The organism is Acetobacteroides hydrogenigenes, assembly GCF_004340205.1.
GTDB classification, from domain to species: Bacteria; Bacteroidota; Bacteroidia; order Bacteroidales; family ZOR0009; genus Acetobacteroides; species Acetobacteroides hydrogenigenes.
The window spans coordinates 250503-273785 of record NZ_SLWB01000002.1; the positions used below are offsets into that span (position 1 = coordinate 250503).

19 protein-coding genes are annotated in these 23283 nt (G+C 49.5%); 12 read left to right on the top strand and 7 right to left on the bottom strand.

The features are described 5' to 3' along the window. Nucleotides 1–41 precede the first annotated feature (41 nt). The 4 genes from frr to CLV25_RS03835 form a co-directional block, all read right to left on the bottom strand. A complete protein-coding gene (gene frr / locus CLV25_RS03820) occupies nt 42–605 on the bottom strand; it encodes a ribosome recycling factor (RefSeq protein ID WP_131838312.1) in 564 nt (187 codons plus the stop codon). Nucleotides 606–634: 29 nt separating this feature from the next. Then, nucleotides 635–1348, bottom strand: coding sequence for a UMP kinase (gene pyrH / locus CLV25_RS03825; RefSeq protein ID WP_131838313.1), 714 nt, complete (start codon nt 1346–1348; stop codon nt 635–637). A 105-nt stretch (nt 1349–1453) separates the two neighbouring features. Beyond that, complete coding sequence (gene recO / locus CLV25_RS03830; protein WP_131838314.1) at nt 1454–2179, bottom strand: DNA repair protein RecO; 726 nt, start codon at nt 2177–2179, stop codon at nt 1454–1456. A 12-nt stretch (nt 2180–2191) separates the two neighbouring features. Beyond that, a complete protein-coding gene (locus CLV25_RS03835) occupies nt 2192–2767 on the bottom strand; it encodes a non-canonical purine NTP diphosphatase (protein ID WP_131838315.1) in 576 nt (191 codons plus the stop codon). 210 nt (nt 2768–2977) lie between these two features. Here CLV25_RS03835 and CLV25_RS03840 point away from each other — a divergent pair, with 210 nt between their 5' ends. After that, on the top strand, nt 2978–3805 hold the full coding sequence (locus CLV25_RS03840) for a universal stress protein (protein ID WP_131838316.1): 828 nt from the start codon (nt 2978–2980) through the stop codon (nt 3803–3805). Between the two features lie 153 nt (nt 3806–3958). Here the strand turns inward: CLV25_RS03840 and CLV25_RS03845 are convergent, their stop codons facing one another. Next, entirely contained in the window at nt 3959–4972 is a 1014-nt protein-coding gene (locus CLV25_RS03845; protein ID WP_131838317.1) for an alpha/beta hydrolase, read from the bottom strand. A 681-nt stretch (nt 4973–5653) separates the two neighbouring features. On the opposite strand from CLV25_RS03845, the gene CLV25_RS03850 reads away from it, so the two are divergent. Beyond that, nucleotides 5654–6001, top strand: coding sequence for a hypothetical protein (locus CLV25_RS03850; protein WP_131838318.1), 348 nt, complete (start codon nt 5654–5656; stop codon nt 5999–6001). Between the two features lie 78 nt (nt 6002–6079). Here CLV25_RS03850 and CLV25_RS03855 read toward each other — a convergent pair whose 3' ends face one another. After that, on the bottom strand, nt 6080–6505 hold the full coding sequence (locus CLV25_RS03855) for a hypothetical protein (protein WP_131838319.1): 426 nt from the start codon (nt 6503–6505) through the stop codon (nt 6080–6082). A gap of 126 nt (nt 6506–6631) precedes the next feature. Further along, nucleotides 6632–9196 (bottom strand): S9 family peptidase, encoded by a 2565-nt coding sequence (locus tag CLV25_RS03860; RefSeq protein ID WP_131838320.1) that lies wholly within the window; start codon nt 9194–9196, stop codon nt 6632–6634. Between the two features lie 242 nt (nt 9197–9438). Here CLV25_RS03860 and CLV25_RS03865 point away from each other — a divergent pair, with 242 nt between their 5' ends. The 10 genes from CLV25_RS03865 to CLV25_RS03910 all read left to right on the top strand — a co-directional run bounded on the left by CLV25_RS03865 (nt 9439) and on the right by CLV25_RS03910 (nt 23273). Next, nucleotides 9439–12219 carry a PAS domain-containing protein gene (locus CLV25_RS03865; RefSeq protein WP_165876976.1) on the top strand — a complete coding sequence of 927 codons (2781 nt, stop codon included), beginning with the start codon at nt 9439–9441 and terminating at the stop codon, nt 12217–12219. A 260-nt stretch (nt 12220–12479) separates the two neighbouring features. Then, the gene (locus CLV25_RS03870; RefSeq protein WP_131838322.1) at nt 12480–14849 is read left to right on the top strand and encodes a PAS domain-containing protein; all 2370 of its coding nucleotides are present in this window, start codon (nt 12480–12482) and stop codon (nt 14847–14849) included. 15 nt (nt 14850–14864) lie between these two features. Beyond that, nucleotides 14865–16259: an exonuclease domain-containing protein gene (locus tag CLV25_RS03875; RefSeq protein ID WP_131838323.1), complete on the top strand. Its 1395-nt coding sequence runs from the start codon at nt 14865–14867 to the stop codon at nt 16257–16259. 140 nt (nt 16260–16399) lie between these two features. Continuing rightward, on the top strand, nt 16400–16735 hold the full coding sequence (locus CLV25_RS03880) for a PadR family transcriptional regulator (RefSeq protein WP_131838324.1): 336 nt from the start codon (nt 16400–16402) through the stop codon (nt 16733–16735). Further along, complete coding sequence (locus CLV25_RS03885; protein WP_131838325.1) at nt 16735–17151, top strand: hypothetical protein; 417 nt, start codon at nt 16735–16737, stop codon at nt 17149–17151. Before CLV25_RS03880 ends, CLV25_RS03885 begins: the two co-directional genes overlap by 1 nt. 160 nt (nt 17152–17311) lie before the next feature. Beyond that, nucleotides 17312–18082: an outer membrane lipoprotein-sorting protein gene (locus CLV25_RS03890; protein ID WP_131838326.1), complete on the top strand. Its 771-nt coding sequence runs from the start codon at nt 17312–17314 to the stop codon at nt 18080–18082. Nucleotides 18083–18097: 15 nt separating this feature from the next. Next, nucleotides 18098–19318 carry an ABC transporter permease gene (locus CLV25_RS03895; RefSeq protein ID WP_131838327.1) on the top strand — a complete coding sequence of 407 codons (1221 nt, stop codon included), beginning with the start codon at nt 18098–18100 and terminating at the stop codon, nt 19316–19318. Between the two features lie 359 nt (nt 19319–19677). After that, nucleotides 19678–20901 (top strand): ABC transporter permease, encoded by a 1224-nt coding sequence (locus CLV25_RS03900; protein WP_131838328.1) that lies wholly within the window; start codon nt 19678–19680, stop codon nt 20899–20901. Nucleotides 20902–20971: 70 nt separating this feature from the next. Next, nucleotides 20972–21661 carry an ABC transporter ATP-binding protein gene (locus CLV25_RS03905; RefSeq protein WP_131838329.1) on the top strand — a complete coding sequence of 230 codons (690 nt, stop codon included), beginning with the start codon at nt 20972–20974 and terminating at the stop codon, nt 21659–21661. A gap of 415 nt (nt 21662–22076) precedes the next feature. Then, on the top strand, nt 22077–23273 hold the full coding sequence (locus CLV25_RS03910; RefSeq protein WP_131838330.1) for a hypothetical protein: 1197 nt from the start codon (nt 22077–22079) through the stop codon (nt 23271–23273). The last annotated feature ends 10 nt before the right edge of the window (nt 23274–23283 follow it).

The following is a 23283-nucleotide window of genomic DNA, read 5'->3' on the forward strand; positions in this document are numbered from 1 at the left end:
TATGCAAATGAAAAAGGCAACCGTTGGGGTTGCCTTTTTACTTATACGGTCATTATCTCTTTTTCCTTTAGGGCGAGTAGCTCGTCTATTTTTTTGTTATAGCTGTCGGTTACCTTTTGTACTTCGGCTTCGCCGTCTTTAGCCACATCTTCGGGAAGGCTTTCGGCTTTGATCAGCTTTTTAATGGCTTCGTTGGCATCGCGGCGGATGTTACGAAGGGCAACGCGGGCATTTTCGCCTTCGTTGCGCACCTGCTTTACGAGTTCCTTACGGCGATCCTCGGTAAGCGGTGGAATAATCAAGCGGATGTGCTCTCCATTGTTGCTTGGGGTTAGCCCAATTCCTGAGGTAAGAATTGCCTTTTCGATAACGGGAAGCATCTTCTTTTCCCAAGGAGCAACAATAATGGTTTTGGCATCGGGGGTGTTGATGCTGGCAACTTGGTTGATGGGCATCATGCTGCCGTAGTAGTCTACCATTACAGGGTTAAGGATGGCTGGGTTTGCTTTACCCGCGCGGATGGTTACCAACGATTCTTCGAGGTGAAGAACAGCCTTTTCCATCTTCTCCTTGCCTTGTGCTATAATTGCTTTAACTTCTGTCATATGCGGTTATCTTGATTGTCAAATCAAAATTAATAATTCTTTACGATTGTTCCAATCTTTTCACCTAAAAGGAGCTTTTTTAGGTTACCGGCGGTATTCATGTCGAATACGATGATTGGGAGGTTGTTCTCCTTGCACATGGCAAACGAGGTAAGGTCCATCACCTTCAGATTCTTGTTGTAGGCCTCGTCGAACGAGAGCTCGTCGTACTTAATGGCGGCTGGGTCTTTCTCGGGATCGGCGGTGTAAACGCCATCGACGCGGGTACCCTTAAGCAGAACCTCGGCTTCGATCTCCACTCCGCGGAGCGACGAAGCGGTGTCGGTGGTGAAGAAGGGGTTGCCGGTGCCACCGCCGATAATCACTACGTAGCCTTGGGCAAAGAGCTCAAGCGCCTTATCCTTCGAGTAGATTTCGCCGACAGGAGCCATGTTGATGGAGGTTAGTACCTTTGCCTTTTGGCCGATGCTGTTGAGGGCCGATTGGATAGCAATGGAGTTGATAACCGTTGCCAGCATCCCCATTTGGTCGCCCTTTACGCGGTCGAACCCTTTGTTTACGCCCGAGAGGCCGCGGAAGATGTTGCCGCCGCCGATTACTATTCCTACTTCAACGCCCAACTGGGCAACTTCCTTGATTTGTTCGGCGTACTCGTTGAGCACTTTGGTGTTAATGCCGTACTTGTCGGCGCCCATCAGGGCCTCGCCGCTAAGCTTTAGCAGAACTCTCTTATACTTGAGCATGAACGTATGATTTTGGAGGCAAAGGTATTCAATTCGTACGAATTGGCAATAATTTAGTGAGTAGCGAACAGTGATTAGTGAATCGGGCGGATGGTGGAAGTATCGCTAGTCGAAGAGCTCGTGCACCACGCTGAGCGACTTTAGCTCGATGCTCCCTCCAAAGTGAATGGAGTAGAACTCCAGCATTTTTTTGATGAATTCCTGGCGCTCGGAGCGGCTCATGTGTACGGAGGCTAGGCTGGCAAGCGGAATGGAGTAGAGCTGCTCGAAGCAGCGCGAAAGGTGGCGGTTCATATACAAGGGGTGCTTGGGCTCGATAGGGGTAAAGTGGCCCGACTTTAGGTCGAAGAAGGCGGGTGTACCCTCGTCGAGCAGGGTGGGGTGAAGGCCGAGGTACTTGGTGAGCTGCACCATCAGGTAGAGGTGAAAGTTGTATACCCCCTCGTCGAGCACATCGAGAGCGATGAGGGCGTTGGATAGGAACTCGAATAGCTGTGGATTTGGATGCTCCTCCCTAAGCAGCTTGTAGAGCAGCTCGCTGATGAAGAAGGCCAGCGAACTTTTAACCGGGTCGAAGGGGATGCTCTGGTAGGGCGTGCTGAGGCGGAAATCCTTTACCCGCTGAATCTCGGCCTTATCGTTTTGGTGGACGTCGAGGTCGAGCAGGAAAAGGGGCTGCAGCATGGCTGCCTTCCCCTTGCTCTTAGCCTTGTATACGCCGTTAAAGATGTAGGTCTTACGGCCAAACGTGCTGGTGTAGATGTGGCAGATGAGGCTGGTCTCCTTAAAGCGAATGCCGTGCAGTATGATTCCTTTTACCTTGTGCTCCATCTGCCCATGTTTTTATAGGTTGTTTAAGAATGCTACCAGCTTGGCAACAGCGCGGCCGCGATGGCTGATGGCGTTCTTGGCGTCGAGCGACATCTCGGCGAAGCTCTCGGTGTAGCCTTCGGGCCTGAAGATGGGGTCGTATCCGAAGCCGTCGGTGCCGTGGCGCTCGGTGAGGATGTCGCCATCCACGCGCCCTTCGAAGAGGGTTTCCTTGCCGTCGAGGATTAGGGCGATTACGGTGCGGAAGCACGCCTTGCGGTTGCTGCTGTCGCCCAGCTTAGCTAGCACCTTGTCGATGTTATCCTCCGACGATTTTTGCTCGCCAGCGTAGCGGGCCGAGTACACGCCAGGCTCGTTGTCGAGCGCCGCTACCTCTAGTCCGGTATCGTCGGCAAAGCAGCTGTAGCCGTACTTCTCGAAGATGTAGCGGGCCTTCTGCAGCGCATTCCCTTCGAGGGTAGGATAGTCTTCGGGAATATCCTCGTTGATGTTGACCTGTGCGAGGGTTAGCAGCTCGATATCCTGAGGAAGCATCTCCTGAACCTCCTTTACCTTGTGGAGGTTGTTGGTGGCAAAAACGATTTTCATCTAATGGCAAAATTTTGAGCAAAAGTAGGAATTCGCCGCTTTTGTTGTGAGCTACTTACCGCAATTTGTGGGTTGGCTGCCTTACGAGTGCGGTTAATGTCCGTAAAATCAACCTTCAACGATTTTGATAAAAATATAGCGTTAACACACAGTTAAAAAGTAATAATTTATATATTTACGCAGTTCAAGAATTCTTTTAATAAGCGGTTTATGGATAAGGGAAAAACTTACATTGTTGTCTTGTGGGATGGCTCGGAGCAAGCGGAAAATGCGTACAGGCATGCACAGTTCATGAGAAAAAAAATTGAGTACCCGGTTCTGCTTGTTAGAATAGTAAAGGAGAAGGGCCTGTTCGAATCGAAGGCTTCCTACGATATGGAGGTGGAACGGGAACGGGAGCTGTTAAAATCGGCCGCCGAAGAGCTGGGCCGTAAGTATGGCATTGTGCCGGATTGTATCGTAAAGCAGGGTGCTTTTAAGAGCTGTATGAAAGAGGTCTTGAACGAGTACAGCTGCTCCATTATTATTTCACCCGAAACCTACTCCATTCCAAAGGGCGAAGAGGTTGCTATTGCACGCGAGTACTCGAAGTACGGCGATACCGACGTGGCGGTTTTGGTTACCAACAAGGCCCCCCAAACTAAGCATAGCTCCATCGAAATCGTTATCCCCATGGAGCATGAGGCGGAGTTTAAGGATGTGATCGATTGCGTAATTGCGTTTTCGCGCAAGTACGAGTGCAACTTCAACTTTGTAAAGCCGGTTCTTTCGGATGCCCAGCCCAAGCGCGAGCTGCTTAGCAACATCTACTTCACCAAGCAGGTTCTCGAAGCTAACAACATCGTGTACGGAATAAAATCGGCCACCGGATCGGATAATTTCGTGGACGAGATCTTCAGCTTTGCGGGTAGCATCGAGGCCGACTACATCCTTACCACCTCCATCAACTACGGGCTGATTCGGAAGAATCCAAAGTACGGCGAAGTCCCCATAATTTGGATCAACCCCCATAAGCGACTTCTACAGAATTTCAACTAGCAGCATAGCATAAGGGCTGTCTTAAAAGGCGTATCAGGTATTGCGATATGCGAATTGCGACATGCTAAACCACGTTGCCGTAGGCCGTGGTGGCGTTTCGTGATTCTTGATACCAGTGCCGAGATACTTTTAAGACAGCCCTTTTTGTATCGTTTAGCGGGCCGATGCTGGCTCTCCCGCCTTCAGCGTTCGGTTTAGGAAATCGACCATCAGCTTAACCGTTGGGCTAAACCAGGGATGGAAGAGCCAGAACGGGTGCACCTTCACGTCGATGTTGTGCACCTGGTGGTAGATGCCGTGCTGGTTGAGGATGCCCACCATCTCGTCTTGCCCCGCGTGGAAGCGCGGAAGGCCGCTGTTGATGAAGAGATAGGGCACCGTGCTCTTGCCCACCCAGAAGATGGGCGAGGCCTCCTTCCATACCTCGGGCTTCTGGACGAAGGTGCCGCCAAACCACCCTACATCGGCAGCATCGGGCTTACGGATGAGGTTGAGCGAGGCCGGTGCCAGAAAGTCGACCACCCCGTCGATGTCGATAACGGCCTGCACCGCGCTCGAGTGCTGGAGGTTTCCTTGGTTTCCCTCGAACTTAGAGATGCCGTTGGTGGCGCCAACCAGCGCGGCCAGCTGCCCACCTGCCGAGCAGCCCGATATGGCGATGCGGCTGGTGTCGATGCCGTACCTGTTGGCGTTGGCGCGCAGCCAGCGGATGGCCGCCTTAACGTTGTGCACCGCCGCAGGGTAGGTGGCCTCGAGCGAGAGCTGGTACTCCACCGTCACCGTAATGTAGCCGTTGGCCGCCAGCTGCATGGCCAGGGGGTGCTGCATCGATCGGTCGCCCGAGCGCCAGCCTCCGCCATGCACCATCACCACGGCGGGGTAGCTTCCGGCTTTGCGGGGGTGGAACAGGTCGAGGTGCAGCGTGCGCGGGCCCCAAACGGTGCTGTCGAGCACCGCGTAGGCGATGCTGCGCTCGGCGGTAACGCCCTCGGGCAGCACGGGTAGGGCGGGCGCGGCATCGGGGTACGCCTTGCGCACCTTAAGCAGCGATTGGTATACGGTATAGCTGGTATCCCTAGGGATGGCGCCCTGTCCGATGGCCTCCTGCGCCATCGGCGCCGAGCACATCAGCCCCCAAAGGGCGGAAACAAGGATTCTTCTTCGCATGACGGTTTACGTTAGGTGGTGGCTAAGGTATAAAAAATGGGCAAGCGGCATGATGGCCTGGGCGTGCTGCCTCCGAGTGTCAGCATCGGTGATATTCGTTCCAGCATCCCATTTGTCGGATTGCACAAATGGCTTTTACGATCCAACATCTCGTTTGTTGAGTCGAACAAATGGCTTGTACGATCCAACATCTCGTTTGTTGAGTCGAACATATGGTTTGTAGGCTTCAACATCCCATTTGTCGGATCGAACAAATGGCCTGTACGATCCAACATCTCGTTTGTTGAGTCGCACAAATGGCTTGTACGATCCAACATCTCATTTGTCGGATCGCACAAATGGCTTGTACGATCCAACATCCCATTTGTTGAGTCGAACATATGGCCTGTACGATCCAACATCTCATTTGTTGAGTTGCACAAATGGCTTGTACGATCCAACATCCCATTTGTTGAGTCGCACAAATGGCTTGTACGATCCAACATCTCATTTGTTGAGTCGCACAAATGGCTTGTACGATCCAACATCTCATTTGTTGAGTCGCACAAATGGCTTGCGCGATCCAATATCTTATTTGTTAAACCTAGAATAGGTTGTTTCAGCTAAAAAAAATAGCTTTAATGGTACAACCTATTGGTTAAAAGATTACATTCGAAAATGTAAATCGTTAACATAACTAAAATGAAAGTTAAGATTCCACGTGAACCCTTTAAAATGGGGGTGCTTGGCGAGTCAATCTTAGCCAAGCACACGGCCGATGGTGCCTCATCCATCATTTCAGTACTGGTAAAGGACGACGTAAAAGTGTCGGTGGCCAACCTTAATACGCTTACCAAGCGCGCCGAGGAGCTTCGCCGCCAGAGCGAGCTTGCCACCGAGCAGCGCGACCAGGAGGCCAAGAAGGTTGAACAGTTCCTGCGCTCGGTTCGCGATGTGGTTAACGCCAACTTCCCCGACCAGCCCAAGAAGCTTACCGAGTACGGATTCGAGGTCGATGAGACCACCGCTAAGGCTGCTCCTAAGAAGTAGTCCTTACGCCACGAAACATAAAAAGCGTAGCCGTAGCTACGCTTTTTTTATGGATCAGGCTTCGGGTTTCTTCCTTGCTTAACGTCTTCTTATTTTGGTTGCATACTCTCTAAATCTCGAACCTAAAGATTCCTCCATCTCTGTGAGCATTGTAACAAGCCTCATAGCGTCTTCTTCAATATTTACGTAGTCAATATTAATAACAACCTTATGCGCTATGCTTCTTGCGTCAAACCAATCAAACCATGTAAATCTTTCATCGTTTAGTTGGCAGTTTTGGAATGATTTCTTTGTATTCTCCCCTTGGAAATGTAGTTCTACTGAAACTTTTTCATAGCGACGGATTATTTCGTAATGCAGAAGATTCATTGGATAGCCGTTAAGGGGTATCTCAATAAAGTATCCCCTCGTAATTTGCCTTCCTTGGATGGTTAAGTTGTCAAATTTACCATTTGCAGCTTCTCTAAATTCATCAATGAGTTTTTGGAACAGTTCTTCTCTCATATTTTTTTGTTTTAGTTTTTGAACTGCAAACTTACTATCAAAAGTCCAGAAACATGAAAAGCGTAGCCGCAGCTACGCTTTTTTTATTTGGGGGTGGAGTAAAACCTGTCAGGTTTAAAAATATATCTACAAGTTCTTCTTAGGGTACAGCTCGTTCCACCACTCGTCGTTGCCCTGTAGGTACTTGGCAAACCAGGCGAAGATGGTGTTGTTCCAGGCAATACGGGGCTTGTAGCTAACAATGGTGTGGTTCTCGCCCTCTACAGTTACAAACTCGGTGGTCTTGCCGAGGATCTTAAGGGCGGTGTACATCTGGATGCTCTCGCCGATGGGCACGTTGGTATCCTGCTGACCGTGTAGGAAGAGGATGGGGGTGTTCACCTTGTTGGCGCTGAAGAGCGGGCTCTGGCCCACGTAGAGCGATGGGTTATTCCAAGGGTAGCTGTTGGCCGTTGCGCCCGAGCTGTAGGTGTAGCCCCAGTAGCCCTCGCCCCAGTAGCTGGTGATGTCGCTGATGCCGGCATGCGAGATGGCTGCCGCAAAGATGTTGGTGCGGGTTTGCAGGTACTGGGTCATAAATCCACCGTACGATGCCCCGATGCAGCCCACCTTGGTGGCATCAACGTAGGGGTGCTCGGCGATAAACTTCTTGGTACCCTCAATAATCTCGTCGGCGGTTCTCTTTCCCCAAGCGTTCACGTGACGGGCCGAGAACTCCTGTCCGTACCCAATGGCGCCGCTAGGCTGAACAAGGTACACCACGTAGCCCATCGAGGCGTAGAGGTGCAGCGGATAGCGGCTCTCGAAGTTGCGCTCGGTAGGGGTGGTTCCTGCGTAGTAGTTTACGATAAGCGGATACTTCTTGGCGGGGTCGAATCCAGGTGGCAGGTAGATGCGCCCCTCGATGGTGGAGCCATCCTTTGCCTTGAAGCTCCAGTCGCGCATCTCGCCCAGGTTGATCTGCGCAATTCGTTCCTTGGCAGGATCGGCAAGCGTAACGGTGCTGCTATTCGATGGGTTGTAGTAGTAGGCCACGCTTGGGTAGCTGCCGCTCTGTCCGGCGTATACCATGCCGTCGGCTTCCTTGGCGAAATCGAACGACGAAACTACGTCGCAGCTGGTAGCAATCTTATTAAATGCTGATGAGGCAATATCGTAGCGGTATAGCGTGTTGCGATCCCTCTCGCTCACCTGCATTAGGATCGATTTTCCGTCGATGCTCCAGTCAGCGCCGTCAACCGATGGGTCGAAGTTTTTGGTGATGGGCTCCACCTTACCGTTTTCGATGGTGTAGAGGAAGGCCTGGTTGTCGTAGCTGTTGGCAATGGGCGACTTTTTTACGTTTTGGCCTATCTTGTTGAAGGCCTCGGGGCCACCTAGCACGAGCAGCGTCTTGCCATCGGGCGATAGCTTAACGCTACCGATGAACTTTTGATCCTTTAGAAGGGTATCAACCTTAAAGCTGCTGGCGTCGATTCGGTAGATGCTGGTGGTGGAGAATGGACGCTCGGTGTACACCTCGCTGTTCACCGTTACGATGAGCGACTTGGAGTCGGCCGAGATATCGGCAAGGTAGGTGCTCTTGTTGCCAAAGGTGATGCGCTGCTTGATGCCGCTCTTTAGGTCGATCTTGTAAAGGAACGAGCGATCTCTCCAGCCGGGCTGGCGATCCTCGGGCGATACGATCTGCTGCATGGGGCCCTTCTCTTCGATCTTCACCTCGTCCTCGATGGTGGCGATAACGTACTCCTCGTTGGGGGCCCACCTCATCCACGCCTGCGATGGGAGGTTTTTGGCGATAACCTTCGTTTCGCTGGTTTCGAAGTCGAAGGTGGTAAGGGCATTGTCGTTGTTGGCGTCCATCCACCAGATACGGCTACCGGTAGGCATCCACTCGCAGGCCGAGCTACCCTTGGGGGAGTAAACCTCCTTCATGGAGGCTATGCTGAAGTACTTGGTAAAGCGGTTGGCCTTGCCGGTTTGGGGATCAACCTTCGAGAACGATACGCTGGTGTACTTGCCCGATGGCGATATGGATGTTGAGGCAACCTTAACCCCCTCGAGGATGTCGTTGATGGTGAGCAGGCGCTTGGCGCTGTTGATGGCCAGCTGCTCGCGCTGCTTTTCGGGAACGTCGAGCTTGATGGCGATCTTAGCGGTATCCTTGTACTCTTTTGGGATTAGAACTTTCACGAGTACTTGATGCTGTTGGCGGGTAAGCTTAAGCTGGGCCTTAGCGCTTTTGGCCTCCTCGCCCGACGACTTGTCGGCCGCCTTAGCGCCATCTACGTAAACCTCGAGCTGTAGGCGCGAAGTTACCGAGAGCGATCCCTTGGTAAAGCTGCCGGCATCTACAAAGAACAGCGCGTAGGCTATGGAGGCCGATTGGCTGTTGGCGGTAAAGATGTACTCGCCGTTGCCGCTTTCGGTGCGCTTCCAAGCGTTATCGGGTTTGCCATCGTTGCCGCACACGCTTCCGTTAATAAGGGAAAGGTTGCTGTAGGGGATTCCCATTTTCAACAGCTCGTCGGCTGCGAAAACATCGCCCTTGATGTTGGCAACTTTGCCAAAGGCGGGCTCGTTAACGGGGTGTGGCCCCGCGATAAAGAGGTTGTCGATGGGTTTAGGCTGGGCCATTGCCATCACCGTGGCTCCGATCAGGAGAACTAATGTTGAAAGGTAATGCTTCATGTGTCTGGATCCAATTGGTGAACAAGTGAAATATTTTGCAAACAAAGATATATAGTTCACTAACACGGCTATGGTTGTAGGGTAATATTTGTTGGTAAAAAGGTTGTAGACATTTGATGCAAAAAATCATTTGCAAACGAATACGTTTTATAACTCTTTTTTTATAAGTTTGAGCCGATTAGAGCAAATATTTTACTAAAACACATCCATAAGCTATGGGCTGGTTGGGGAAAATCCAAAAAATGTCGATTAAGTCGAAGATGCACCTGTATATTGGGGCTTCGGTGGCATTGATAATGCTAGTGTCGTTTACCTACTTCATTGTTTCGCTAAGAAACAATACTCGGGAGGGAGCTACAAAAATGGCGGAAGAGCAGGTAAAAGGTTACTCAGCGCAAATTCAACGCATAAATAATCAGGCGATAGGCTTTTGCGAATCGTTAGCCTCGTCGGTGGTGTACATGTTCGATCAGGGTGTTTCGAACCGCGAGAGTCTTTTACAGCAATCGCTGCTCAATATTTCGAAGAACAATCAGAACTACAAGTGCATCTTTGTATCGTTGGAGCACTCGGCTATAACACCAGGCTATAACAAGGCTTCGGGTCGTCGCTCGTTCCTTACGGTTCCCCTCTCCAATATGCCAATCATGGCACTCGATAAGGATATGGATTCGTTTGATGCCAGTACTCAGTACTACGTGGTTAAGAATTCTGGCAAGTCGGATATAAAGGAGCCTTACTACTACAACTACTACAACAACAGCAGCCAAGAGCTGCTAATTACAACGCTGGCTTGTCCTGTTTTTTACAATGGGCAGGCAGTGGGTATTTCAGGAGTTGATATAGGAATTGAAGAGTTCCAAAAGGTGGTAGATCAAATTAAGATCTTTCCTGGAACATCGGCCTTTTTGGTGTCTGCAAAAGGGTTTGTCGCTGCTCATACCGACAAGGCAATGGTTGGAAAAACCTTCGACAAAATTGTTGATAGTAAAAGTGGCGAGCTGGAATTGGAGAAGATTCTGTCATCAGCAGATATAACCAAAACATACATCAAGGCTGATGGTAAAAGCTACTATACGGTTATCGTTCCTATTACCATCGGAGATAGAGGTACCCGTTGGGCACTTGGGGTAACAATTCCTACAAACGAAATCTTTGCACAATCGCGGAAGTCTGTATTGATTGCGCTTTTAGTGTGTATTCTAGGGTTGATCGTAACAACGTTTGTTATCAACTATCTTGCTAAAGCCATCACAAAGCCTTTGGGCGATGTAACGACATCTATAAAGCAGCTGGCAAATGGCGATATCAACGAAAAGGAGAAGTTAAGCATTCAAACCGGTGACGAGATGGAGGAAATTGCCGGATCGTTGAACGTACTCGTTGATGGGCTAAGCCGAACTGCAAAATTTGCTCAAGAGATTGGAAACGGAAACTTGAATGCCAACCATCAGCTGTTAGGCGAAAAGGATGTACTGGGAATATCTCTGGAAGAAATGCGAAGCAGCCTTATAAAGGCCAACGAGCAGGAAGAGGAGCGCAAAAAGGAAGAAGAGAAAAACCGATGGGCCAACCAAGGCTATGCAAATTTTGCGGAGCTACTACGCTTTAATAACGACAACATTAAAGAGCTCTCTTTCTCAATCGTAAGCAACCTTGTAAAGTACCTTGGCATTAATCAAGGGGGAATGTTTATCCTAAACGAGGATAATGACTCGGATCGTTACCTTGAAATGACTGCCTGCTTTGCGTACAACCGTCGTAAGATGATGGAGCGCCGCTTCGATATCGGAGAAGGCTTGGTGGGTCGTTGCTTTGTTGAAGGTGAAACAATATACCTGCTAGAGATTCCGGAAACCTACATTTCTATCACTTCCGGACTAGGAGATACCAATCCACGTTGCCTGTTGCTCGTTCCGTTGAGGGTAAACAACGAAATTAATGGGGTTATTGAGCTGGCATCGCTGGCGCCAATTGATGACTATAAGGTAAAGTTCGTAGAAAAGATTGCCGAAAGCATAGCTTCTACCCTTTCTAGCGTACGGGTTAACATTCATACAGCCGAGCTTCTAGAGCAAACTCGCCAGCAGGCCGAAGAGATGGCTGCTCAGGAAGAAGAAATGCGCCAAAACCTGGAGGAGTTACAGTCTACTCAGGAGGAGATGGCTCGTGTTCAGGAAGAACAAAAGTCTGCTCAGGAGGAACTGTTCAAGGAGAAATCTATGTTCGCAAACTTCCTTGAAGCTGTTCCCGAATACGTATACTTTAAAGATCTTCAGAGCCGCTTTATCCGAATAAGCAAATCGCTGGTGCGACTTCATGGGGTTAAGGACGATTCCGAGCTTATCGGAAAATCGGACTCTGATTTATTTGGGAAAGAGCACTCGCAGAAAGCTTTTAACGACGAGCAAAATATTGTTCGTACCGGAGAGGCAATCTACAACATGGTAGAGCGCGAAGATCATAGTGATGGTAGTATAACCTGGGTAGAAACCAGCAAAATGCCATTGAAGGATCTTAACGGACAAATTATTGGTACCTTTGGTGTTTCTAAGGATATTTCTAATATCAAGCATCTCGAAGCCGAGCTTTCCTTGGAGCGAAACTTGTTCAACAACTTCTTGGTAACCTCTACAGATCTTATCTACTTTAAGGATATGGAGGGACGCTTCTTAAGGGTAAATAAGCGAAAATACGAGAAGCATGGTTTTAAGTCGGAAGCAGATATTATTGGAAAAACGGATAAGGATCTTTTCGGCGAAGCCTACTCGTTAGAGACTGTGCTTGAGGAGCAAGAGATAGTACGTACAGGAGTTCCTATACTGAATAGAATAGAGCATCAGCAAAGTGGCGATGGAGCAGAAAGATGGCTATCCATAAGCAAGTTGCCGCTACGCAATGAAGCTGGAAATATTATTGGTATTTGGGGCATAACGAAGGATATCACCGAAATAAAAGAAATGGAGAAGAAGGTGGCAAACGATGCTGCACCATCGGTAGGTAAAAAAGTGGATAGGAATTAGCTTAATCCGTTTTTTAGCGTATAAATATTAAGGCAGCTCGAATCTGTCGGGTTCCGACATCTAAGCTAAAAGCTCAGATGAAAAACGGGGGCGGTAGGTTGAGTTGCCTTTTTATTTTGGTCTATTCCGATTTAGTATTAGGTTTATTACAAGGATATTTCGAAAGATGAATACACATTTATTGTACCTTTGTAAACTTTTCTAGATTAAAACTTACGAGCGTGTTGAATAGGGGAAAATCTTTGTCGATTAGGACTAAGATGCATTTTTATATTGGGCTATCGGTTGCCGTAATTATGCTACTATCGTTTGCATACTTTATTGCTGCATTAAGGAGCAATACACGGGCAAACGCTACGCAGATGGCCGTAGAACAGGTAAAAGGATATTCTTTTCAGCTGCAAAAAATTACGAACCAGGCATTAGGTTTTAGCGAATCGCTGGCATCTTCGGTTGCATATATGTTTGACAAGCGTATGGTAAACCGTGAGGATCTCATAAAGCTGCTGCTGCAAAATAGTGCAGCAAACAATCAAGCATACACGTGCATTTGGGTATCCTTGGAGCATTCTGCTATAACATCAGGCTATACGAAGCAATCGGGGCGTCGTAGCTACCTTTCTGTTCCTTTCTCGAACATCCCGGTTATGGTAGTAGATAAGGATACCGCATCTTTTGATCCGAACTCATTGTACTATCAGGTGAAAAATTCGGGGAAGCCAGATGTTAAAGATCCATATTTCTATAACTACTACAATAGCAGTAGCGAACAGCTGCTTATTACAACGTTGGGATGTCCGGTGGTTTACAATGGTCAGGCAAAAGGTGTGGCCGGAGTTGACATTGCTTTGGACGAGTACCAAAAGGTGGTTGATAACGTTCGCATATTCCCTGGAACCTCGGCTTTCTTAGTATCGCAATCGGGTTTTGTTGCCGCTCATAGCAACAAATTGATGGTTGGAAAATCATATGAGTCAACCATTGAAGGAAAGAGAACAGAACTTGCTTTGGGAACGATTTTATCTTCGAATGATATCACACAAACCTTTACAGAAATAGGAGGTAAGAGTTACTTTGTCGTTGTAGCACCCATTCCAATGGGAGATAGGGGAACCCGTTGGGTTTTAGGAGTGGTAATTCCATCTAGCGAGATATTTGCTCAGTCGAGAAAATCAGTGTTTATAGCTATTCTAGTGTGCCTGTTAGGGCTTGTTATTACCTACTTTGCTATTAACTATTTGGCAAAATCTATCGCTAAACCGTTGGGAGATGTAACCTCGTCTATTAAACTGTTGGCTAGTGGGGCTGTAAATAAGAGCAAACTGTTGAATGTAAATACAGGCGATGAGATGCAGGAAATAGCGGGCTCGTTGAATGTTCTTGTTGATGGTTTAAATCGTACGGCTTTGTTTGCTCAGGAAATAGGAAGAGGGAACCTTAGTTTAAGCCACAAACTATTGGGCGAAAACGATATAATTGGAGCATCGCTAGAAGAAATGCGTAGTAGCCTTATTAAGGCTAAAGAAGCAGAAGAGATGCGAAGGGTAGAAGAGGAAAAGAACCATTGGGCCAATCAAGGTTATGCTGAATTCTCAGGGCTACTACGACAGAATGGAAACAATGTCAAAGAACTATCGTTCTCTGTTGTTAGCAACTTGGTGAAATACTTAGGTCTCGTACAAGGTGGAATGTTTATACTTAACGAAACTGACCAATCGGATAGGTATTTAGAAATGGTAGCCTGTTTTGCCTACAACCGTAGGAAGCTTATGAGTAGGCGATTCGAACTGGGGGAAGGTTTAGTTGGCCGTTGTTTTGATGAGGCCGAGACCATATATCTGCTTGAAATACCAGATGGGTACATTTCCATAACCTCGGGATTGGGAGACGCTAAGCCTAAATGCCTTTTACTAGTTCCTCTTAAAGTTAATAGCGAAGTTAATGGGGTAATAGAACTTGCTTCCTTATCTCCTATAGAGGAGTATAAGGTTAAGTTTGTCGAAAAGGTAGCAGAGAGTATTGCGTCTACGATGGCAAGCGTACGTGTTAATGTTCATACCGCCGAACTGCTAGAGCGAACACAACAGCAGGCTGAAGAAATGGCTGCACAAGAGGAAGAGATGCGCCAAAATTTGGAGGAGTTGCAGTCTACTCAGGACGAGATGTTGCGCATTCATAGTGAGCAGCTAAAAATGCAGGATAAACTGGCTCTTGAACAGAATTTGTTGCGAAACCTACTCGATTCCACGCAAGAGGTTATATATTTTAAGGGCTTGGATGGTAGATATATAAAGGCTAGTCGGGCAAAACTTGCTATGCATGGCTTTACCTCGGAAGAGCAAATTATTGGGAAAAGCGATAGGGAGTTGTATGGAGACAAGTTCGACGTAAACTTCGAAAACGAGGAAAAGGAGATTATCAGAACAGGGAAAGGAGTTGTTGACATTCTCGAAAAAGTAGAAGGGGCTGACGGCTCTGTTACTTGGTTATCTGTAAGCAAACTCCCTATTTTTGATAAAGAAGGGGGTGTTGTAGGAATATGGATCTCATACCACGATGTCACAAAAATGGTTCTTCTCGAAGAAAAAGTTTCAAGGCTTGCAGCATCAGAGGGTAATCTATTACATTAGCGAAGTATTGTGTAAATGAACTATCAGGAAGAAGTCGGTATGCAGAATCAACGTTTTGCCGTTGTCGACATCGAAACATCGGGAGGAGATCCAAAGCGGGAGCGAATTACCGAGATCGCTATCTACCTGCTCGAAGGGGGTAAAATCGTTGAGGAGTTTTCGACCCTGCTAAACCCGGAGAAGTCGATTCCCAGCTACATTACCAAGCTTACCGGCATTACCAACGAAATGGTTCGGAATGCACCGAAATTCTATGAGGTGGCCAAGCGGATCGTCGAAATAACCCAGGATGCCATTTTTGTGGGGCATAACGTTGGGTTCGACTACGGTTTTGTGCAAAACGAGTTTAAGCGGTTAGGATACCGCTATCGCCGTGTTACCTTCGATACCGTCAGGGTAAGCCGTAAGCTACTGCCCGGACATGCCAGCTATAGCCTCGGTAATCTGAGCGCCGATTTGGGCATTACCCTCGAAAATAGGCACCGTGCTGCCGGCGATGCCCGTGCCACCGTCGACCTATTTCGAATATTGCTGGATAAGGCAGTAGAAGAGGAAATTGTGAGTACCATCCAAATCGAAAAAAAATTTGGGAAGAACATCTCCCGTATGCTTTTCGAAACACTACCCGAGGATACGGGTGTCTACTACCTTCACGACAGCAGCGGAAATATCATCTACATCGGTAAGGGAACGAATATCGCCAAGCGGGCAACTACACATTTTGCCAGCTATAACGATCCGAAAGCGCACGATATGTGCTCTCGGGTTGCGGATATCAGCTACGAGCTAACCACCAGCGAGCTTATTGCGCTACTGAAAGAAGATATTGAGATTAAGCGACAGCGTCCGCTGTTTAACCACCTGCAGCGGCGTAAGAGTAGCGGGTACGGGCTTTACGCTACATATAACGATGAGGGGTATTTGGCCTTAGGTATTGCGAAATCATCGAAAAACGGGGTGTTGGTTGCAACCTTTCCCTCGGTACAAAAGGCGAAGAAAATGCTCTTTTCGCTTATCGAGCAGTTTAGCCTATGCCAAAAGATTTGTGGGCTATATAAATCGACAGGTGCCTGCTTTCACTACCAAATTGGCATTTGTAAGGGGGCATGTAGGGGCGAGGAGGATCCCGATTTGTACAACCAGCGCGTGGAGCAGGCTATTGCCTACCTAAACGATATCACCAAAAATTTTTTCGTGGTTGAAGAGGATAAGGATTCCGATATGGTATCAATCGTAAAGGTTGAAAAGGGAAAGTTTGTAGGGTACGGATATGCATCCAAAGACTTTCTGTCCGGCAATCAGCACGAGCTACACGACCTGATAACCTCATCTACAGAAACAAGCAACTCGATTAAAATAATTAACGCCTATATTGGTAAGTCGAGAACTGCAAAGGTCATACAATTCTAATCAGCGAGCTATAGCTCGCTTTTCTTTGGGATTATGGTACAACCCTCGAGTGCTCTGGTGCTCGAGGGTTTTTTATTATTTCCTAAAAAGAAATAATGCACAAAACTAGAATGCATAAGAATAAAATGTATATTTGTGGTATGTATACAAAAGAGCTACTTAAAGGAACGCTGCAAACAATAATTCTCAAGCTGCTTGAGGATAACGGCAGAATGTACGGTTACGAGATCACCCAAAAGGTTAAGCTGCTAACCGATGGAAAAATATCTATTACCGAAGGTGCGCTATACCCCATACTTCATAAGCTGGAAGCCGACGGAACGGTTACCACCGAAGAGGAGTACATCGGTAAGCGTGTCCGCAAGTACTACACGCTTACTCAAAGCGGTAAGACCGTAACCGAAAGCAAAGTAAACGAGCTTGCCGATTTTATAAAGACAATTGGCGTTTTGCTATCACCTAAACCTGTGGTATAATGGAGCTGTTGGATTGTCATATTGAGCGAATAAAAGGTGATTTGGAGAGCCATGGGGTAACGATGGATAAGCTCTCGGATAGCTTGCTAGACCACATCTGCTGCGCCATAGAGGAGATGGAGGGCGACGATTTTGAACTAGCCTACGGACAGGTACTGGAACGATTTGGAGAGGAAGGCATTCGTAGGATACAGGAGGAAACTACTAACCTAATCTATAAAAAGGAGTTTGCTATGAAAAAGACCATGTACATTTTAGGCTACTTTGCATCAATGTTTGCGGTAACCGGCGTGCTTTGTAAGATGATGCATTGGCCTGGGGCAGGTCCGTCGCTGTTACTAAGTGCGCTTCTGCTCAATTTCGGTTTTCTACCGCTTTACTTTCGCGATAAGTACAAGCAGTCGATTAGCCGATAAGAGATTAAGGGAGATGTTTTTGAAGACTTCTCCCTTTTGCATTATTATGACTACCGCTATTTCTCTTCTCTTTAAACTTTGCGTACATGGCTGGTGTTTTGTAGTTGTGTAGGAGAAGTCCTGCAATACGTTGTCGCTACATTTACTAAAGGATTAACGTATGCTACGATGGAGCACCATTCTCATTTTTTTCGTTACCCTATTCTTAGGTGACGATGCTATTCCCCAAACTCCAACCGCTAAGGAAATCATCCAAAAGTCCGACGAGAAGAGCCGCGGGCGAACCAGCCAAGGCGAAATGGTAATGACCGTTATCCGTCCCGACTGGTCGCGCTCGGTGACCATCAAGAGCTGGGAGAAGGGCGATAAGCTTACCATGCTGCTGGTCACGGCACCTGCCAAGGATAAGGGGCAGGTGTTCCTCAAGATTAAAACCGACATGTGGAACTGGGTGCCCTCCATCGAAAAGATGGTGAAGATACCGCCCTCGATGATGATGCAGGCGTGGATGGGCTCCGACTTTACCAACGACGATCTGGTGAAGGAGTCGTCCATCGTAAAGGACTACACCCACAGGCTTGTGGGGAAGGATACGGTTAGGAGCCAGCTGTGCTACAGGATTGAGCTGACTCCGCTGCCCAGCGCTGCCGTTACCTGGGGAAAGGTGCTGATGTGGGTTACCGTGGGCGACTACCTCCAGTGGAAGGCGGAGTTCTACGACGAGGATGGCGAGCTGGTGAACGTGATGAACGCCTCCGCGGTTAGGCGGATGGGCGATCGGGAAATCCCTACCCGGTTGGAGATTGTGCCCGTTGGCAAGCGCGGGCATAAGACGGTGATCGACATCCGAAGCACGGTGTTCAACCAGCCGATGGAGGACGCCTTCTTCTCGCAGCAGAACATGAAAAGGTTAAGCCAATCAACCCGATAAACCGCGCTGCTATCCATGATGAGCTACCCGAAAATAGCCTGGCGCAATATCTGGCGCAACAAGCGCCGAACGCTTATTACCACGGCATCCATCTTCTTTGGCGTGCTGCTCTCCTGCTTTATGACCTCCTTGCAGGAGGGCTCCTACGCCCAGTACATCCAAGCCATCGTCAACTCCTACTCGGGCTACCTGCAAATCCACCAGAAAGGCTACTGGGACGATAAGGTTATCAACAACACCTTCGAGATGAGCCCATCAATATCATCAAAAATAGGAATGGTAAAGGAGGTGACCCTTTTTACCCCACGGCTGGAAACCTTTGCGCTTGCCTCCACCGAGGAGATCACCAAGGGGGTGATGGTAATCGGCATCGACCCTGCGAAGGAGGATAAGATCACCAATATTTCGGGGAAACTAGTGCAGGGACGCTACCTAGGGAGCGATGCCAACGGCGTTGTGCTGGGCGAAAGGCTTGCCCAATACCTAAAGCTTCGGCCAAGCGATACGCTGGTGCTCATCGGGCAGGGGTACCACGGCGTAAGCGCTGCCGGAAAGTACCCGGTGCGGGGGATTATGAAGCATCCTGCGCCCGAGTTCGACCGAAGCGTGGTGTACATGGATATCAAAACCTGCCAGGAGCTCTACTCTGCCGAGAATCGGCTTACCTCCATCGTGGTTATGGTGCACGGTAGCGATGAGGTAGCACCTGCCCAAGCAAAGTTCAGCCTGCTGCTGGGTAGCGGCATGGAGGTTATAGACTGGGAGGAGATGAACCGCATCCTGCTGAAGCAGATCGAAAGCGATAGGGCCGGCCATCTAATCATGAGGGGCATCCTGTACATGATTATTGGCTTTGGCATACTGGGTACGATTATGATGATGATGGCCGAGCGCCGCAAGGAGTTTGGCATTATGATGGCCGTGGGCATGCAGAAGTACAAGCTTGCCGTGGGGCTGATGCTGGAGACCTTTTTCATCGGCATGGTAGGCGTTGCAGCCGGAATTGCGGCAAGCATTCCGGTTATCTCCTACTTCCTTTTCCATCCGATTCCCCTAACGGGGCAGGCTGCGGAGATGATGATGCAGATGGGGTATCCGCCCGAGATGTACTTCTCAAACGAGCCATCGGTTTTTTTTGAGCAGGCTCTTGTGGTTTTTATCCTAACTATGGCTGTTGGGCTATACCCCGTAGTGAATATTGGGCGTCTTAGGGTGATTGGGGCGTTGAGGGGGTGAGAAAAGACACAAGACACAAGATACAAGATACAAGATACAAGATACAAGATACAAGACACAAGATACAAGATACATGATTAATGCACGTTATCCCTTCCTTGGTAGGGGTGGGTTACGAACGCTAAGTGTATTGGAAAAACAATTGGAAATGAAAGTTTGCAGGGTATCACAATGTAGGATTAGCGCGATTCCCCTCCTTCGTAAGGAGGGGTGCCCGTAGGGCGGGGTGGTTATGAGCATTTAACTACAACTACCCCCTGCTTCGCCGACCCCTCCTTGAAAAGGAGGGGAGTACCCTTTTTGCAACCTTTGTCGATAACATTAAGTTCCTATACCGAACGAACGTTAATACCGGATTTATGAGCATGCTTTGGACCCTTGCATGGAAGAACATTTGGCGCAACAAGCTGCGGAGCATCGTGGTTATGGTTGCCGTGGCGCTGGGGGTGTTTGCCGGGGTGTTTATCAATGCGCTGGTGCTGGGCATGGTGGACGAGCGCATCGGCACCATCATCCGAACGGAGATTGCCCACCTGCAGGTGCACCAGCCCGGGTTTGCCGATAACAACGACTTTGCCCTGCGGATGCCCAACGCCGACAGCCTCGTGCTCGTCGCCAAGGGGGTGGCGCATGTTGCTGGGGTAAGCAAGCGGATCGTCATCACCTCCATGGTGGCCTCGGCCGAGGCCAATACGGCGGTAAAGATCATCGGGGTGGAGCCCGAAAGCGAGCGGAAGGTATCGAACCTCAGCAGCAAGCTCATTGAAGGAAAGTACCTGGATGGGCATGACAAAAATCGGGTGGTGATTGGCAAGAAGCTGGCCGAGAAGCTGAAGGTGACGCTTAAAAAGAAGGTGATAATCACCCTGCAGGATGCCAATAGGATGATTACCGGCGGCGCGTTCCGCGTGTGCGGCATCTTCGAAACCGACAACAACCTCTTCGACGAGGGCAACATCTTCGTCAGGTATGCCGATCTCTGCCAGCTTAGCGCCCTAAAGGGCACCGAGGCGCACGAAATCGCCATTATGCTCGACAGCAGCGCCAGCGTTGCAGCGGCAAAGCCGAGGCTTGTTAAGGCATTCCCCGGGCTGCTGGTGCAGGACTGGACGGAGCTCAGCCCCGAGGCGGGCTACCTGGTAAGCGCCATGGATCAGTACATGTTCATCATCATGCTAGTAATTCTGCTGGCGCTCTGCTTTGGCATCGTCAACACCATGCTGATGGTGGTGCTCGAGCGCGTTCACGAGCTGGGCATGCTAATGGCCATCGGGATGAGCAAGTCCCGGATATTTCTGATGATCGTGCTCGAAACCATCTACCTCTCCATGACGGGCGGCTTAGCCGGAATAGCCGTAGCCTACGCGGTTTGCAGCCATCTCCACCGGGTAGGGCTCAACCTCTACTTCTGGAAGGAGGCCTACGCGAGCTTCGGCTACTCCTCGATGGTTTACCCGTCGGCAAACATGGGGATGATGCTAACCACTGCGCTGATGGTAATGGCCGTTGGGATGCTCTCGGCCCTATACCCGGCCTACAAGGCGCTGAGGCTAAATCCGGCCGATGCTATTCGGGTTGGGTAGGATCTGCAAGGTGATGATGGGGGAAAATAACAGTTCCTAGATAGACCGCTATTAAATAAGATGGGTTGCCATGAAGGTTATCGAAGTAAGTAATTTGCACAAGACGTATGAGCAGGAGGCGCTGCCCGTTCGTGCGCTAAACGGCATCGACCTCACCTTTAACGAGGGCGAGTTCGCCGCCATTGTTGGCCCCTCGGGTTCGGGGAAAACCACGCTGCTCAACATCATCGGCGGGCTCGACGATCCTACGCAAGGCGAGGTTGTCATCGACGGCATCAACCTAAGTGAGCTTAGCGGAAGAGCAAAGACGCGGTTCAGGATGCGGAACATCGGCTTTGTATTCCAGTCGTACAACCTTATCCCCGTGCTTACCGCGCACGAGAATGTCGAGCTGGTGATGCAGCTACAGGGGGTAAAGCGGAAGGAGCGGGATAGGCGAACCAACGAGCTGCTGGAGGCCGTGGGGCTCTCCGATAGGATTACCAGTCGGCCCAACAAGCTCTCGGGCGGGCAGCAGCAGCGTGTAGCGGTAGCCCGGGCGCTGGCCTCGAAGCCCAAGTTTGTGCTGGCCGACGAGCCCACGGCCAATCTCGACAGCAAATCGACCGAAAATCTGCTGGAGATCATGGAGAAGCTCAACCATGGGGAGAACATTACCTTCATCTTCTCCACCCACGATGCCCGTGTGGTGGCCAAGGCCCATCGGGTTATCACCATCGAGGATGGAAGGGTGGTGAGCGATGTGAAACAGCCGCACTAACACAGAGACGCAGAGGCACAGAGTTCGCAGAGAGATTTGTGATTTTTCTTGCTATTCTGAGGTGACATCCCGCCATAGCGGAACTAAACGGAAGGAGCGAAACGAGCATGAATGCAGAAATTCACCAAAGTAGATGAAAGTCTGCTATGCGAGTTGCATGTGACCATTAAGAAACAATTACTTTCACATGAAACCAAGGATACTAGAGAATATGACAAACCTTTAAAAGAGCGATTCCCCTCCTTCTTAAGGAGGGGTGCCCGAAGGGCGGGGTGGTTTAAGTTCGAATAGCAATGTATTGTTATAAATTTCACCTACAACCTCCCCCGGCTACGCCGACCCCTCCTTGAAAAGGAGGGGAGTCGCTCCGATAAAGCCATGTCCTAACTTTCAACCTTGGTTTTTAGTATAAAGCATGATACTAAACACCCACATACAACCGACTACCACCCGAAGGATTATTATCCTCCTTCTAACCATCTTTACACACCTTTACGGCTACTCGCAGGATACGCTGCAGCAACCGAAGCTGCTCGTTAACGGCTACGTTAAGGATGTGGAGATGGTGCTATTCCAGAAGGAGAGGAGCTACAACACCTCGGCTAACTTTCTGCATAATCGCATCAACCTAAAGTGGCTGCCAACGGCATCGGTTACGGCGTCGCTGGAGCTGCGGAACCAGCTCGTGTGGGGTAACCTGCTTAAGAAATATCCCGCTTACGGTGATCTGCTGGCTACCGATCCGCGCTATGCCGATCTATCCTTCAACGTTTTTAGCGAGCGGTTGGCGCTGCTTAACGTTGCGGTGGATAGGGCTTGGGTGCAGTACTCGATGGGTAAGCTGCAGCTGGTGGCGGGCAGGCAGCGCATCAGCTGGGGGCAGACCTTCGTGTGGAACCCCAACGACATCTTCAACACCTACTCCTACTTCGACTTCGACTACGAGGAGAAGCCTGGCTGCGATGCCCTGCGGCTGCAGTACTACCCAAAGGCTACCTCCGTTATTGAGGTTGCCGCGAAGGTTAACCCTCGGGGGAAGGCTACCGTGGCGGGGCTCTATCGCTTCAACCGTTTGGAGTACGACTTTCAGCTTATCGGGGGCATTGTGGATGAGACCGACATTGCCCTCGGCGCGGGCTGGTCGGGGCAGCTGCTCGATGGAGGCTTTAGGGGCGAGGCAACCTGCTTCCTCCCCAAGCGCCGCTTCCTAAAGTCCGATGGCGTGCTGGTAGCCTCGGTGGGGTACGACTACACCTTCGAAAGTTCGCTGTTTATCCAAACCGAGGTGCTCTATAACGGCAGCAGGGAAACGGTAAACCTACTGTCATTAGGACAGCTTTCGGGAGGAGGGCTTAGCGCCAAGAATATCTTCGTACCCAGCTTCTCGGTGTTTGGATCGGCATCGTACCCGGTAACGCCGCTTTTTACCTGTGCGCTATCCAGTATAGTCAATCCAAAGTATGAGCTACTTTTCGTTATCCCATCGGTAAGCATATCGCTAAAGGAGAATCTGGAGTTAAACCTTAATGCCCAGCTGCTATGGAGCTACGGTGCAGGCGATAGCTATCAGAACCTATATGCTCTTTTCGGAAGGCTAAAGTGGAGTTTTTAGGCGTGGCGTA

Bases quoted from the DNA above. Each gene is read 5' to 3' on its own strand.
- CLV25_RS03840 (WP_131838316.1), top strand. From the start codon at position 2,978: ATGGATAAGGGAAAAACTTACATTGTTGTCTTGTGGGATGGCTCGGAG.
- CLV25_RS03885 (WP_131838325.1), top strand. From the start codon at position 16,735: ATGGAGCTGTTGGATTGTCATATTGAGCGAATAAAAGGTGATTTGGAG.
- CLV25_RS03855 (WP_131838319.1), bottom strand. From the start codon at position 6,505: ATGAGAGAAGAACTGTTCCAAAAACTCATTGATGAATTTAGAGAAGCT.
- recO (WP_131838314.1), bottom strand. From the start codon at position 2,179: ATGGAGCACAAGGTAAAAGGAATCATACTGCACGGCATTCGCTTTAAG.
- CLV25_RS03870 (WP_131838322.1), top strand. From the start codon at position 12,480: ATGCATTTTTATATTGGGCTATCGGTTGCCGTAATTATGCTACTATCG.
- CLV25_RS03900 (WP_131838328.1), top strand. From the start codon at position 19,678: ATGAGCATGCTTTGGACCCTTGCATGGAAGAACATTTGGCGCAACAAG.
- CLV25_RS03890 (WP_131838326.1), top strand. From the start codon at position 17,312: ATGCTACGATGGAGCACCATTCTCATTTTTTTCGTTACCCTATTCTTA.
- CLV25_RS03865 (WP_165876976.1), top strand. From the start codon at position 9,439: ATGTCGATTAAGTCGAAGATGCACCTGTATATTGGGGCTTCGGTGGCA.
- CLV25_RS03875 (WP_131838323.1), top strand. From the start codon at position 14,865: ATGAACTATCAGGAAGAAGTCGGTATGCAGAATCAACGTTTTGCCGTT.
- CLV25_RS03850 (WP_131838318.1), top strand. From the start codon at position 5,654: ATGAAAGTTAAGATTCCACGTGAACCCTTTAAAATGGGGGTGCTTGGC.
- CLV25_RS03895 (WP_131838327.1), top strand. From the start codon at position 18,098: ATGATGAGCTACCCGAAAATAGCCTGGCGCAATATCTGGCGCAACAAG.
- CLV25_RS03860 (WP_131838320.1), bottom strand. From the start codon at position 9,196: ATGAAGCATTACCTTTCAACATTAGTTCTCCTGATCGGAGCCACGGTG.
- frr (WP_131838312.1), bottom strand. From the start codon at position 605: ATGACAGAAGTTAAAGCAATTATAGCACAAGGCAAGGAGAAGATGGAA.
- CLV25_RS03835 (WP_131838315.1), bottom strand. From the start codon at position 2,767: ATGAAAATCGTTTTTGCCACCAACAACCTCCACAAGGTAAAGGAGGTT.
- CLV25_RS03910 (WP_131838330.1), top strand. From the start codon at position 22,077: ATGATACTAAACACCCACATACAACCGACTACCACCCGAAGGATTATT.
- CLV25_RS03905 (WP_131838329.1), top strand. From the start codon at position 20,972: ATGAAGGTTATCGAAGTAAGTAATTTGCACAAGACGTATGAGCAGGAG.
- CLV25_RS03880 (WP_131838324.1), top strand. From the start codon at position 16,400: ATGTATACAAAAGAGCTACTTAAAGGAACGCTGCAAACAATAATTCTC.
- pyrH (WP_131838313.1), bottom strand. From the start codon at position 1,348: ATGCTCAAGTATAAGAGAGTTCTGCTAAAGCTTAGCGGCGAGGCCCTG.
- CLV25_RS03845 (WP_131838317.1), bottom strand. From the start codon at position 4,972: ATGCGAAGAAGAATCCTTGTTTCCGCCCTTTGGGGGCTGATGTGCTCG.